This window comes from Ktedonobacter sp. SOSP1-52 (assembly GCF_016587395.1).
Genome location: NZ_BNJH01000004.1, coordinates 890,563 through 904,730 on the forward strand (window position 1 = coordinate 890,563; position 14,168 = coordinate 904,730).

11 protein-coding genes are annotated in these 14,168 nt (G+C 54.3%); 6 read left to right on the plus strand and 5 right to left on the minus strand.

Annotated elements, in window-relative coordinates; translation table 11 throughout:
• The first annotated feature begins 3 nt into the window (after positions 1-3).
• The gene (locus JMJ16_RS39000; RefSeq protein WP_201390267.1) at positions 4-183 is read left to right on the plus strand and encodes an Arc family DNA-binding protein; all 180 of its coding nucleotides are present in this window, start codon (positions 4-6) and stop codon (positions 181-183) included.
• Entirely contained in the window at positions 170-1,339 is a 1,170-nt protein-coding gene (locus tag JMJ16_RS39005; RefSeq protein WP_201390269.1) for an RNA-guided endonuclease TnpB family protein, read from the plus strand. The genes JMJ16_RS39000 and JMJ16_RS39005 overlap by 14 nt, the downstream gene beginning before the upstream one ends.
• 30 nt (positions 1,340-1,369) lie before the next feature.
• On the opposite strand, the gene JMJ16_RS39010 is transcribed toward JMJ16_RS39005, so the two are convergent.
• Positions 1,370-1,867, minus strand: coding sequence for an NUDIX domain-containing protein (locus JMJ16_RS39010; RefSeq protein WP_201390271.1), 498 nt, complete (start codon positions 1,865-1,867; stop codon positions 1,370-1,372).
• A 192-nt stretch (positions 1,868-2,059) separates the two neighbouring features.
• Here JMJ16_RS39010 and JMJ16_RS39015 point away from each other — a divergent pair, with 192 nt between their 5' ends.
• The 4 genes from JMJ16_RS39015 to JMJ16_RS39030 all read left to right on the plus strand — a co-directional run bounded on the left by JMJ16_RS39015 (position 2,060) and on the right by JMJ16_RS39030 (position 10,034).
• Entirely contained in the window at positions 2,060-3,592 is a 1,533-nt protein-coding gene (locus tag JMJ16_RS39015; RefSeq protein ID WP_201390273.1) for a zinc ribbon domain-containing protein, read from the plus strand.
• Between the two features lie 723 nt (positions 3,593-4,315).
• Positions 4,316-7,513: a protease pro-enzyme activation domain-containing protein gene (locus JMJ16_RS39020; protein ID WP_201390275.1), complete on the plus strand. Its 3,198-nt coding sequence runs from the start codon at positions 4,316-4,318 to the stop codon at positions 7,511-7,513.
• Positions 7,514-7,752: 239 nt separating this feature from the next.
• Complete coding sequence (locus JMJ16_RS39025; RefSeq protein ID WP_201390277.1) at positions 7,753-9,171, plus strand: aspartate ammonia-lyase; 1,419 nt, start codon at positions 7,753-7,755, stop codon at positions 9,169-9,171.
• Positions 9,172-9,245: 74 nt separating this feature from the next.
• Positions 9,246-10,034, plus strand: a complete 789-nt coding sequence (locus JMJ16_RS39030; RefSeq protein ID WP_201390279.1) for a class I SAM-dependent methyltransferase — start codon at positions 9,246-9,248, stop codon at positions 10,032-10,034.
• A gap of 20 nt (positions 10,035-10,054) precedes the next feature.
• On the opposite strand, the gene JMJ16_RS39035 is transcribed toward JMJ16_RS39030, so the two are convergent.
• The 4 genes from JMJ16_RS39035 to JMJ16_RS39050 form a co-directional block, all read right to left on the minus strand.
• The gene (locus tag JMJ16_RS39035; protein WP_201390281.1) at positions 10,055-10,603 is read right to left on the minus strand and encodes a GNAT family N-acetyltransferase; all 549 of its coding nucleotides are present in this window, start codon (positions 10,601-10,603) and stop codon (positions 10,055-10,057) included.
• Positions 10,604-10,631: 28 nt separating this feature from the next.
• Complete coding sequence (locus tag JMJ16_RS39040) at positions 10,632-11,168, minus strand: NUDIX domain-containing protein (protein ID WP_201390283.1); 537 nt, start codon at positions 11,166-11,168, stop codon at positions 10,632-10,634.
• A gap of 152 nt (positions 11,169-11,320) precedes the next feature.
• Positions 11,321-12,634 carry an aspartate--tRNA(Asn) ligase gene (aspS, locus tag JMJ16_RS39045; protein WP_201390285.1) on the minus strand — a complete coding sequence of 438 codons (1,314 nt, stop codon included), beginning with the start codon at positions 12,632-12,634 and terminating at the stop codon, positions 11,321-11,323.
• 759 nt (positions 12,635-13,393) lie between these two features.
• Complete coding sequence (locus JMJ16_RS39050; protein WP_201390287.1) at positions 13,394-14,161, minus strand: kanamycin nucleotidyltransferase C-terminal domain-containing protein; 768 nt, start codon at positions 14,159-14,161, stop codon at positions 13,394-13,396.
• Positions 14,162-14,168 lie beyond the last annotated feature (7 nt).

Consider the following 14,168-nt stretch of genomic DNA (forward strand, 5'->3'; position numbering starts at 1 on the left):
ATCATGAAAGAGAAACAAGAACATCCATTTAAGGCGCGTATTCCTCAATCTGTATGGAATGAATTGGAACATATGGCAGAACATGAGGAACGTTCCATTAATTGGGAAATTGTTCAGGCGATACGCGAACGCATAGCCCGTTTCAAGAAAGAGAGGAAGCCAGATGGGCATGAAAACGTTTAAGTATCGCTTGTTCCCAACCAGGAAGCAAGCTGAGAAGCTTGAATGGACCTTACGACGGTGCTGTGAGCTGTACAACGCAGCCCTGCAAGAGCGTCGTGAGATGTATAAGTGCACTGGCAAAGGCACCAACTACAACGCGCAAGCCAATCAACTCCCTGAGATGAAGGAGATCAGGGAAGAGTACAAGGAGATCCACTCTCAGGTGTTGCAGGATGTTTTGAAGCGTGTGGAGAAAGCGTTCAAAGACTTCTTCCGTCGTGTGAAGAATCATGAGACACCGGGCTATCCCAGGTTTCAGGGGCGCGATCACTACGATAGCTTTACCTACCCACAAGCAGGCTTCTCCATCGATGAGCAAGGCAAGTTGTTCTTGTCCAAGATAGGACATATCAAAATCAAGTTGCATCGTAAGGTGCTTGGCACCATCAAGACCTGCATAATCAAGCGAGAGGGAGAATGCTGGTACGTCTGCCTTTCTTGTGAAGTGGAGGCTTGCTCACGCACACCCTACATAGATGAAGCAGTGGGGATTGATTTGGGTGTCTCGAAGCTGGCAACCCTCTCCACAGGTGATGTCATTGAGAACCCACATTACTATCGCAAGGCAGAGAAGAAGCTTGAGAAAGCACAGCAAGGCTTGTCGAGAAAGAAGCGTGGTTCTAAGAGAAGGAAGAAGGCAGTCAAGTGTGTAGCTCGTCTGCATCGCAAGGTGAGAAATCAGCGTAATGACTACCTTCATCAGTGGTCGCGTCGCTTGGTGAACACCTATGAAACGATTGTCTTTGAGGATATTGCTCCTGCCAATCTCTCGAAACGGGCCAAGCCCAAACAGGATGAGGAAACAGGCGAGTATCTTCCCAACAGAGCCAGTGCGAAATCTGGCCTGAATAAATCAATCATGGATGCTGGTTGGTCAACGTTCATTGCATTCTGTGAGTACAAAGCGGAAGAGGCTGGTACGGTACAGGTGGTGAAAGTTGACCCCAAATATACCAGCCAAGTGTGCAGCAGTTGTGGAACTGTTCGCAAGAAGACGCTTGCAGAGCGTTGGCATTCGTGCGAATGCGGCTGCGAACTGGATCGAGACCACAACGCTGCTCTCAACATCAAAGCTCTTTGGCTCGGACGGAGCCATCAGGAAGCGCAAGCCTCCTGAGAAGCCCCCGGCTTGAGCCGTGGGGAGTCGTCACTTGAAAAGGTCGTCAAGGATCTGCTGGTCTACGGGGAAGGCCAGTTCAGGGAGGGCATCGGGCTGAAAGAAGTTTAGCTCGCTGACCTCTTCTGCCTGGGCCGAGAGGGTATGAAGTGTGTTGTCGAGGATGGTGCCCTGGTAGGCGATGATGACATGGGGACTGCTGGTCTCGCTATAGACACCAATCAGGCCGCCCAGCTCTATATCCAGGTTAGTCTCTTCCTTAACTTCACGTAGTGCGGCCTCTTCAACGGTCTCTCCCCGGTCCACGTACCCGCCGGAGAAGCCCCATTTACCCTTGCCTGGATTAATATTGCGCCTGCCAAGCAGAAATTTTCCCTCGTGGCGGATTACGACTATCGCGACCACCTTGGGATTGAGGAAGAAGATATAGCCGCAGTTCTCGCAGGCGAGGCGCTCTGCGTTGAAAAGTTGTTTTTTGACCAGCGGTGTAGCACATACCGGGCAATATTTGATGTGCAGATCGGACATTCGTATACTCTCCTGACCGGATAGGGCTTTAGCCCGCCGCAAGCCACGGTTCTTGAGACCGTGGTGAGGCGTGTTATTAGGCTTTAGCCCTTGTACAATATCATACTATATAGAACGCATGTTTGACAATTTTACATCAGTCTGGTATTCTCGAAGAGAGATACCATATATTTTTGCGAGAGGAGGTACTACATGGCAAAAGCCACGAAAACCGTCAGGCAGGCGTTACACTATCCACCGCAGTATGCTGCCTACTTCGCGGCAAACCAGGTCCTCTTCAATCGCGTCGTGGCCTTTTATTTTGAAGTCATCCAGGCACACGAAGGTCTTCTTGCCCTCAACAAGAAGGAGGCCCTCACGGCCCTGGAGAAACTCACGCATACAACGGAGTCCAACCCCAATCCGATCATGCCACTCACCGATCTCGCGCCAGATATCCCTGCTATGTTCCGACGCGCTGCTATCAATGCCGCGCTCGGCTCGGCTCGCTCCTTCTTCTCCTCTCTCAAAACATGGCGAGCACGTAAGCAGAAACACGAAGCCAAACAAACGAAGAAGGGCAAGAGTAGACCGTTCAGGGTGCGGCCACCAGTTCCGCCCCGATCATGGAATAAGTCAGCTCCCTTCTACGCAAGCCTTTGGCGCGAGCGTTGTACCCGTTCTATCATGCTCAAAGTCTGGACCGGCTCATGCTGGTCCTGGCTCAAAATACACACGCTCGGTCGCAATCTCCCTGATGGTGATCTGATGGGCAGTCCGCAACTCGTCCGCAAGGGAGATCGCTGGTGGTTGCATACCCCTATCGAAAAGACCTTCGAGGCGCCCGCAAAAGTCAGAGAGCAACTCACCGCCGCCGATACACGTCTCTGCGCGGTGGATCTCAATCTTGATCATCACATAGCCGTGTGCAGCGTCCAGACCGTTGACGGCACCATCCTGGCTACTTCCTTCATTGGGAATGGCACAGCGGTATCGGGCTGTAGGAAGAAACTGCTTGGACGTATTGCGCGCAACCGATCTCAGACTGGCATCATTGCCGAGAACGAACAGGACAATGCCGACCTCTGGGCCAAAATCAGGCACGTGGACGAACAGATCGCGCACCTGGTGAGCAGCCGCATTGCCCAGTTCGCCACCAAGCACGAGGCGAGTATTCTCGTCTTCGAGCATCTAGGCAACCTGCGACCAGAGCAGGGCAAGTATTCGCGTCGGGGCAATACGAAACGGGCCTACTGGATGAAGGGCCGCATTTTCCGCTACGCAAAGTACAAGGCGTGGAATGGAGGCGGTATCATCACGGCCCGTGTGAATCCGCGCAATACAAGCCGGGAATGCCATCGCTGTCATGGCCTGGTCGTGCGCTACAACCAGGGACAACCCCAGGAGGGCTATACTCCCGGCGCCGCCCTCTGCTTCTGCCCACAGTGTCAGATGCGCGACCATGCCGACAGAAATGCCAGCCTGAGAGTCGGACAGCGCTTGATCGAACGTACGCAAGCACCTTTGAAGGAAAAGCCTCATGCTCTGACGCGACGTGCGAAGAGGGAGCCGAAAGGCTCAGGTGTTGGGATCTCCCAGGATGCCAAACGCCAATTGGGACCATCTCTCCCTGCGGCAAGGCGTGGAGATCATGCCAACGGGCATGGCACCGCCCAGAGAGGAAGGCGCCGGATGGGCGCGCCTCTCCCAGATATTGCGTCCCAACTACGGATTCACTTTGAGTAGTGGCTACGCCACATATCTCACGAATCCGACTACGGCACAGTGTCAGAAGCTGCTCGGCTTTAGCCGACGCGGAGTGTCACTAGCAGCATAAACGACGATCCCGGCAGCGGCTCATAGGCACAGACGACAGGCTTGCAGACTTGACAGACGCATTCATGCCTGCTGCACGCTTATGCCCGTTTCCAGCGGAAAATGTCTCTCAAGTAGAGAAGCAGAAAACGCCCTGAGCCTCTAATTTCTGAATATTGTACCATGCTAAAGGTGTCAACCAGTTTCACACGCTTGCAGGCAAAAGAAGTATTGTGTCTCGATGAGTTTCTCTCTGTATTTTTGTGAAGCTTCTGCGTCTTGCAAGACATTTTTTGTCTTTAGTACTTTATTCTTTTTATGCTTGTATGTTTGCGTTTCCAAAAGATTTTATGTTAATCTCTTCTATGCGGGAGTTTTTCGTGGTGCGCACGAAGTCGAACTCTCGGCGACTCCGGTGCAATATATTGATCAGCAACAATGTAAATGTTGCACTTTCTGCCTATGTAAAAATTTTTGTTGTAGAAACTTCTTGAGTATGCAGGTAGTTGAGCGAGCCATCCCTCTCTACCTCCTATGGTGAACCTCTAACCCTTCATCTTTCTCGTCTTTTCTCCTCGACTATTGTATAGATGCTTGTCGATGGAGACGTCTCTTCTTTAATTGTTGAGTTTATTTTCTGGGGGTAAAAAGCATATGCCCTTTAAGTCTCCTGTGAGTGGCGAGCAGCCTAAACCACGCGGACGACGTTCCTGGTTTATTGGCGCCTCAATTGGACTCGCGCTCCTGCTCGGACTGGTCACGACCGTCCTTGTAAATTTGAATATGTCAGCCTCGGCAAAGTCATTGTCGTCCATTCCCGGATCGGTTCCCGCTGTCGTGGCACATAGTAAGAACGTCAGCGCGGTCTCGGGCGACCAGACCCTCTCGCTGGCGATCAGCCTTAAGCTGCGGAACAAAGAGGCCCTGCAAGGCCTGCTGCAGGACTCCAAGAATAAGAAATCGATCAACTACGGTCGTCATCTCACGGCCAGCCAGGTGCAGAACTCCTTCTCACCGACGCAGCAAAGCTATGACGCAGTCGTGAGCTACTTGCAATCTCAGGGCTTCAAGATTGATCACACCTACAATCATCGCCTGTTGATCTCCTTCAGTGGTACGGCCTCCCAGGTGGAGAACGCCTTCCATGTGCAGATCAACAACTATGTCGATGCCAAAGGCAAGCAGTACTACGCCAACGCCAATGATCCAACGGTTCCTCAGGAACTCGCTGGTGTGGTGCAGAGTATTGTGGGTTTGGATAACTACGCGAAGTATTCTCATCCACCAATTCACAAAACAACACCTGCGACGAGTAGCAGCGCCAACACTGCGGTTGCGAATAGCGTTTCCTGCCCTACTCCGGGTTCGGGATATCTGCTCCCTTCTCAATTTGCGACAGCTTACAACTACAACGGTTTGTATGCCAAGGGCGATAAAGGTGAGGGGCAATCAGTGGCGCTCTTTGAGTTGTCAACCTACTCAGCGAGCGATGTACAGACTTTTATCAGTTGTTACGATCAAAACACTCCGACCAGTATTCGCACCATCCAGGCATCAGCCACGGCCCCGGATGCGAGCGGAGCATTCGAGGTCGAGCTGGATGCGGATATCGTACTAAGCATGGCTCCCAACCTTAACCAGCTGCGTATCTATGAAGCTGACAATACCAATGCTGGTTATTTCAGCGAGTGGGCGCAGATCATTGCCGACAACGTTCCGGTGGTGAGCACCAGCTGGGGATTGTGTGAAGCTTTTCAGGGTACCAATGATCAGAATGCCGAGAATAACCTCTTCTTGATGGCGGCAGCTCAAGGGCAAACAGTTGTAGCTGCATCTGGAGATGCTGGTAGCTCCGATTGTAATAGAGCTGCTTCCGGCAATACCTCTCTCTCTGTAGATGATCCAGCCAGCCAGCCTTACGTAACGGGCGTAGGTGGTACATTGGTGTCAGTTAATAGCAGCAACAACTATACCAGTGAGACTAGCTGGAACGATACTACTGGTGCCGGTGGCGGCGGTATCAGTTCCTACTGGGCACATCCCGCGTGGCAGACCGCTCCTGGTACAGATACGGGCGTGAATCGCCAGGTGCCCGACGTTTCGTTAGAAGCCGCCTCAGGGGAGGCGTACCGGATGTATTGTTCTGTGACGGCAACAGGTTGCAACACGGCTGGCTGGTGGTTTGCCTGGGGCACCTCTGCCGCGGCTCCCATGTGGGCATCCTTTGTGACCCTGGCAAACGAGCAGTCGATCAAGAATGGTGGCTATAACCTGGGCTTTATCAATCCCTTCCTCTACCAGATCGCCAGTGGTAGTAGCTACAACAACGATTTCCATGATGTCACCAGCGGCACCAATGATTTTAACAATCTACAGGGCGGTAAGTATCCAGCCACGGCTGGCTATGATATGGCGACGGGCCTGGGTAGCTTCAACGCCGCCAACCTGGCCAATGACCTGGTAGCGGCAGCGAACGTGAGCAAGGGAGCACGTCCAGCAGCTCCCACGAGCAAGACGTGGTACTTTGCCGAGGGCAGCGTCGGTGGTGGTGGGGCCTTCCAGGAGTTCATCACCCTGCAGAATCCGAGCACGACGACCGCGTCTCTGGTAAACATTACCTACCTGTTCACGAACATGCCATCGCGCGTGAAGCAGTACACGGTCAGTCCAAGCTCGCGTTTCACCGTCAACGTCAATGGTGAGCTGGGCCTGCCCCAGAGCACACAGTACGCCATCTCGACAATTGTTCAGGTGACGAGCGGACCTGGGATTGTGGCGGAACGCCCCATGTACTTCAACTATCGTGGCATCATCAGCAGCGGTACCGATGTGTTGGGCGCCTCCAATCCTGGCACCAGCTATTACTTCCCGCTGGCCGATACGCGCCAGGATAGCACGCTGTCGTGGACCTATATTAGTATCCTGAATCCAAGCACGAGTCAGACGGCTCATGTAACACTGACCTACTACGATGGCACCTGCGGTGCCAGCGGACAGGCAGCTTGTAAAACACAGACGATTAGCGTTGGCGCGCTCATGCGTGGCACTGGCACGCCTTCGGCGGTGGGTCTGCTGAAGAAGGTGGCGGTCTCGGTGACCTCCGACCAGCCCATCGTGGTTGAGCGCCCAATGTATGTGAAGACCAACATCGCGACTGCGGGTGGCACGACTACTGGCGCGGCCAGCCAGGTTGGTGCGACCATCCCTGGAACGACCTGGGACTTCGCGCAGGGTAACACTGGTTCGAAGTATCAGCAGTACTACGTGGTGGCGAACTACAGTGCGGCCCCTGCTACCGTAACCGTTAAATTGACCTATTCCGATTCTACGGCTCCTTACACCGCCAATGTGCAGGTTCTGCCATTCAGCCAGGCGACAGTGGATGTGAACCAGTTGAACGCTGGCAAGCCTGCTATCTTTGGCGCGGAGATCACCTCCGATCAGCCAGTGGTAGTGGATCGCGAGCAGTTCTTCCACTATGGTCCAGCCAACGAGTCGGGCCTGACGGATGTGATCGGTGCGCCTCAGTCGCAGGGAGTCTACTCCTTCGCTGAAGGCTACGTCACCTCCTCCTTCTCGGAGTACATCAGTGTGCAGAACCCGACGGATGCTGATGAGACGGTGGTGATCACCTACTTTGGTGATAACCGCGTCTTCCAGCAGCAGTTTGTGGTGAAGGCACACAAGGTCATCCTGGTCAACGTGGGCGACACGATCCTGCCCTTCGGGTCAGGTGTCAACTCCTCGACGGTGCAGGCGATGAGCGGCACAATTGTGGCCGAGCGCGTGATGTACTTCGGCTACCATGACAAGAATGGCGGCACCGACATCGTCGGCTATACTGGCAAATAAGCATGGCAGAGCAGATCTGAACTGATCTGCAAACGGCGGTCCTGGAAACCTTCCAGGGTCGTCGTTTTTTGTTAAGGTCCCGACGCTGCTAAAGCACGCGTCTACATATAATGGTATGGAGGATGTGGCGCTGTCGTGCCACGCATCGCCCCATGTTCTGCCTGGGCACTCACTGAAATGGGTGAGCGTGATATAATACCAGCGTTATTACCAACTATGCTCGATGAGGAGAGATAGATATGACTATGACTCAAGAGACCCGCATCGAACGCGACTCAATGGGCGAGATGCAGGTTCCTATAGACGCTTATTATGGCGCGAGCACACAGCGCGCCGTATTAAATTTCCCTATTAGCTCCCTGCGCTTCCCCCGCGCCTTCATTCGTGCGCTTGGCCAGATTAAGCAGGCAGCCGCGCAGACCAATGAGGAGTTGGGGACCGTTGATGGCGCTATCGCTGAAGCCATCGTTAAGGCGGCGCAAGAGGTCATTGATGGCAAGCTGGACGCGCATTTTGTGCTGGATATTTTTCAGACTGGCTCTGGCACCTCGACCAATATGAACGCCAATGAGGTGATTGCCAACCGCGCCAGCGAACTGCTGGGTGGTTCGCGTGGCTCGCGCAAGGTGCATCCCAATGATCATGTCAACTTTGGTCAGTCCTCCAACGATGTCATTCCCTCGGCGATGCATCTCTCGGCACTGGTCAGCATAGAGAAAGACCTTGTTCCTGCACTTCAGGAGCTTCAGCAGGCTTTGCAGGAGAAGGCTGACGAGTTTATGCCCGTGATCAAGACCGGGCGCACCCACCTGCAAGACGCGACCCCCATTCGCCTGGGTCAGGAGTTTCTGGGCTATGTAGGCCAGATTGAACGCGGCATCGCTCGTGTGCGCCACACGCAGGGTGAACTGGCTGAGCTGGCCCTGGGTGGAACAGCCGTTGGGACTGGCGTGAATACGCATCCCGAGTTCTCGGCCCGTGTCTGCCAGCGCCTCTCCAGAGTCAATGGCATCGAGGTACGCGAGACGAGCAATCACTTCCAGGCGCAGAGCACGCTGGATAACGTCGTAGAGGCGAGCGGCGCGCTCAATACTCTGGCGGTCAGCCTGATGAAGATCGCGAACGATATTCGCTGGCTTGGCTCTGGTCCTCGCGCGGGCATTGGCGAAATTGAACTGCCTGCCGTACAGCCCGGTAGCTCAATTATGCCGGGTAAGGTGAATCCAGTTATCGCTGAGTCGGTCTGCATGGTCTGCGCCCAGGTGATGGGCAATCATACGACGATTACAGTCGCGGGGCAGGCGGGTAATTTCGAGATCAACGTTATGATGCCGGTCACGGCCTACAATCTCTTGCAGTCGATTGAACTGCTGGCGGCCTCTGCGCGCAATTTCACACGTCAGTGCATCAAGGGACTGAAGGCGACGACGAAAGGACCCGAGATGGTCGAGCGTGGCCTGGCGATCTGTACCTCGCTAGCGCCAGTGATTGGCTATGATGCCGCAGCAGCGATCTCGAAAGAGGCGCATAAAACGGGCAAGACCATTCGCGAGGTGACCCGCGAGAAGACCGACCTCTCCGAGGCGGACCTGGACCGCATCCTGGACCCCTCAAGCATGACTAAACCTGGCCTGGACGGAGGACCTGCCGCAGGCTAAACAGACAGGACCGGAACGCTCAGTTCCGGTCTTTCTTTTTTCGTTGGGAAATAGACTGTGTCAAGGAGGGCTTTATGGCTTCGATGTCTCAACCTTCAAAGGACGATATAAAGCGCCAGTTTGGGCGTATGTCTCATGCCTATGTCGAGAGTGTGACCCATGCTAAGGGACATGACTTGCAACTCCTGCTGAACCTGTTAGCACCTCAAGTAGGCATGCGTGTGCTGGATATCGCGACGGGCGGTGGCCACACGGCGCTGGCGGTAGCGCCATATGTGCAGGAAGTCGTGGCCTCTGACCTCACACCCGAGATGCTGGAGCGCGTCCAGGAGCTATGCCAGGCGCGTGGCGTGACTAATATTTCTACCCAGGTGGCCGACGTCGAAGATCTGCCCTTTCCAGACGCGGCGTTCGACGCTGTGACCTGCCGTATCGCCCCTCACCACTTCCTGGATATTGAGCGCGCGGTACATGAGATCGCGCGCGTCCTGCGCCCGGGTGGTATCTTTGCGCTTGAAGATAGCCTGGTCCCAGAAGCGCAGGAGTTGGACCAGTTTATTAATACTGTCGAGAAGATGCGCGATCCAACTCATGTGCGCTCCTATAGTGAGATGGAGTGGCGGCGCTTCCTGGAGCAGGCAGGCTTCAGGGTCGGCGAAGCTCAGATTTTCCGCAAGACGCATACCATTGCCGACTGGCTGCGGCGCGCCGGTGTGGATGAAGCCACCAGGCAGGGCGTGTACCAGGCCTTCGTCGAGGCCTCGCCAGCCGCCAGGGAGCACTATGAGATCAGCTTCCTGGATGATGGCACGCCAGTGACCTTTACCGACGACAAACTGCTCTTGCGCGCCGAGAAGGCATAGCCCCACTCCATTTGTAATGATTAGCGAAGCTGGCGCCCCATAATGCTCATGGGCTTGTCGCCGCTGGGAAAGTAGAAGTGAGGCAGGAGGGGCAGCCAGCCACGTTTGCGATAGAGCTGCATACCATTGGTCTCGCCGTCATAGGTTGAGAGCAGAGCTGTGCGGTGGGGCGTGTTTTGGAGCAAGATATCGTGGAGCCAGCCTCCAAGGCCACGGCCCTGCGCGCCTGGCAGCACCGCTAGCTCCACCAGTTCCAGCGTATCCTGGAACCATTCGCACGCCATGGCGTGAGGCATAGCCTCGCGGATCGTATCATGCCACCACTGGCCTGGGCGGCTGGTATAGCCATAGATAAAGCCTGCAATTCGCTGAGCCTCTTCGTCGTAGGCCGCGTGGAAGCGAAAGCCAGAGCGCAGGCTATGGCGCGGTAGGACCAGCCCAAAGCTCTGCACTCCCTCTTCCTGTGTGTTGTAGGGAGGGGCCGCAAAGGCCTGGCGATAGACATCAAGAATCTGTTCTGTCCAGTATTTGATCTCCTGGGGGCCTAGGGTGAGCAAGCGTATGCGCACAGTAACCTCTCTTCTACCACATGCACTTCTAGAGCCAGATGCGCCATCTCTCCGCATTCTCTACGCCGGATGAATCGGAGAGGTGAGCGTGATTGGGCCAGGTGATAGCCTCAGAATCCAGCCCTTTATAGGCGATGGCAATGGCGCCAGACCACGTCTCGTCCGGTCCCAGCGCGTCCATCTCTTCTCGCGAGAAGAAACGAGCATCATCGACCTCGGCCAGATTGGGTAGCAGTTCGCTGATAGGTGAGATAGGATGGGCCTTGTACATAAAGAAGTAGTTATGTTCGCCATCATCCATCACCCATAGACGCACTCCAAGCAGACCCTCAATCTCAACGCGCAGGTTTGTCTCCTCGAAGGTCTCGCGCGCAGCTGCCTGGTCCGGCAACTCGCCTGCCTTTACACGCCCCGCAGGCAGCAGGTAACGCCCTTTGGTGACGCCATAGCGGTTGCGTACTAGCAAGACCTTGTTATCGTGAACCACGATGGCGCCCGCGCCCAGGCTCAGGGGACGCTTAGGGCGTGCCACTGGCTCGTTGAGTATCTTTTCTGGCTCCGTCATGGCGTGCTGCTCCTCTTTTCTAACCTTCGCTATGTTCTAGCTTGTGTGCAAATATTATAGCATTCAGGCTTCGTTTCATGGAATAGTAGTCTTTGAAAGAAGAATGGGCCAGCCTGGGAGTCTCCAGGCTGGCCCATTCTTCTTTCAAAAGCTTAAGGCACGAGGCGGTGCATGTCGCGGGGGAAGGTCGTTGTCAGGCGTACGTTGGGCGCGCCGAGCAGCTGCATGAGCAGGCGCTCGGAGCCAATGGCGAACCCTCCATGTGGTGGCATGCCATAGCGGAAGGCCTCCAGGTAGTGCTCAAATGGCTCCATGGACATGTTGCGGCTCTGGAGCGCCTCCAGGTAGTCCGCGTAGCGATGCAGGCGCTGGCCACCGGTCACAAGTTCCAGGCCACGGAAGAGCAGGTCGAATGAGTTAGTGTATTCAGGCCGCTCCGGGTCTGTATGGGTGTAGAAGGGGCGCTTCTTCGTGGGATAGCCCGTTACGTACAGGAAGTCGCTACCAAACTCCTTCATCGCCCACTCTCCCAGCCAGCGCTCGTCCTGGGGCGAGAGGTCTGGCTCGCCTCTGACGTCGACCTTGTGCAGTTTCAGGATAAGCTCCTGGGCGTCCTGAAAGTGAATATGTGGGATCTCGGCCGGCACAACAGGCAGGTTGGCCTTGAGCAGTTCTAGTTCGGGTGCGCAGTGCTCCTGAAAAGCGCCAATAATGTCTGCCAGGATGTCGCGTAGGAGCGCCATAATCGTGAAATGGTTCTCGATAAAGCCCATCTCTACGTCTAGGCTGACATATTCGTTCAGGTGGCGTGTTGAGTCATGCTCCTCGGCCCGGAAGACGGGACCAACCTCAAAGACGCGCTCGAAGACACCAACCATGATCTGCTTGTAGAGCTGTGGACTTTGCGCCAGGTAGGCGGGCCGTCCAAAGTAATCGAGCTTGAAGACGTTGGCGCCACCCTCCGTGGTCGTGCCAAGGATCTTGGGCGTGTGGATCTCGGTAAAGCCTCGGGTGAGCACACTCTCGCGAAAGGCCTGTGACAGAACGGACGAGAGGCGCAGCACTGCTCGCCGGGTAGGATGCCGATGTGTGATTACGGCGTGATCAAGCAGCGTGCTAAGCTGAGCGTTGATCTTGCGCTTGTTAATAGGGAAGGGAGGCGTCTCGCGAATCGGCTCAATAAGCTCAATCGCCAGGTTGTGGAGCTCAATGCCGCCGGGGGCCTGGGGAACGCTCTCGACCAGCCCTTCAATCGTGACCAGGCTTTCAACTCCCGCCTCTGCCTTGGTTAGGGGTGTGATCTCTGCCTCGCTCTCGGCCACGGCCTGAATCTGGCCCCAGCCATCGCGAATAACGAGGAAATGAATACTGCCAAGTTGGCGCCAGGATTGCAACCAGCCCTGCACGCGTACGCGCTCACCGACATGTTTATGGATTTCCGTAGTTAATGTTCTTGCCTTCTGCATGGTGTATGCTCCTTCTCATAAAATTTCTGTGTTTTGAGCGCAGGGAAGCATACCTGGAGTCATACAGACATGCAGTTGTCAGGTGCTTCCCCAAAGGTTCAAATTGTTGTCATCGTCGTCATTACCGTCATCACTCTCCATAGGCATCCTTTCTCCGCTATATTTTCTCGGTGTGCATTTCTTTTCTGGGTAAGCGGTGTGCTGCAGGCGCGAGAAGTCACGTGTGCCGGCTTGACGGACAAAACAAAAAACCCTCATCCTTTGGAGGACGAGGGCATCATTTGCTTTTTGCCTGTCGTGGTACCACCACCATTTGCCCCGAGCAGTCTGTAGCCTTTACAAGGCAGACCTCTCAAGGAGCCTCAGTCGGTTTTATCTTTGTGCTTACGCAAGAGTAAAACCGTCGCGCGTTAACGGGCGCGATCCCGAAGGAACAGCTACTGCGCCTAGTGTATCGTTCTTTGTAGGCGGTTCACTGCCTGGCTCAGGGGTGTCATTAAGCAGGACCAACTGTGATGCTTGCAGCCATGGCATCGCTCTCTGTGTGTTGGGATAACTACTTAATATGTCCCATTCATCGCCTGTATACGATTAATGTTTGTTCTATATAGCATAACATGGCTTTGATGGCGCTGTCAAGCTTTTTTTTGACCTTCAATGGGGTTGCTAAGTCTTCTTCGCGCTTGCGGCGGTGAGCAAAAGCAGGAAAAGAGCTTTTTCGGGGGCACCTCGCGCTCCCTTTCTGAAAAGGTTTCATGTTCAAAGTTCAAAGGAGATTTCTCTCGTCTCAAACTCTATGCTTTTGCTTCGCAGATAGTCTATGACCTCAAGCATCATACCTTCAACAAAATCTCGCAGCTGCTCAGGACTATGGATGACTTCTCCTGTGACAAATCTCCCAAGAAGCCTAAATGAAGGGAAATTGATTGGGAGTGCCATTGCCCGCTCAGGCAGGGCAACAGCACTGGTATAAAACGACTTGTTGATAATGCCAAGAAAGATGGCGAATTTGGTGAAGAGGTGATAGGCATTGTAGTAGGCCTGGCCCATGCTGCCAGTATAGGTTATGTTGATGAATTTGTTGCACTCCTCGTAGATCTCTTCGACAAACACCTGCCTCACATAAGGTGCAAAATCTCCCTGTACAAGGGTTTGGAAGGTCTCTTTATACGAGGCAAACACTTCCTGCTCATCATATAAAGGGATAGCCGTGACAAATTTGCCCGCCAGAAAGGGCCAGCGCATATGCACGGTTGTGATTTTTCCGAGGATGATATCCTGGCTGAAGACATCAACTGTATACTTCAACCCATCAATGATAGCGTTAAAATCGTCTGCGATACCTGCGCCCTGTATCACGGCAATCATATCGAGATCAGAGAAATCTTTATCTTCTCCCCGTGCCACCGAACCAATAATGGCAACCGCCAGCAAATTATCCCGATATCGCTCTTTTAATTTTGCCACGATTTCTTGCGCAAGTTGTAAGCGCTCTTCATGTGTCTTTTTCACCGGATAATGCATCATAGCTTCC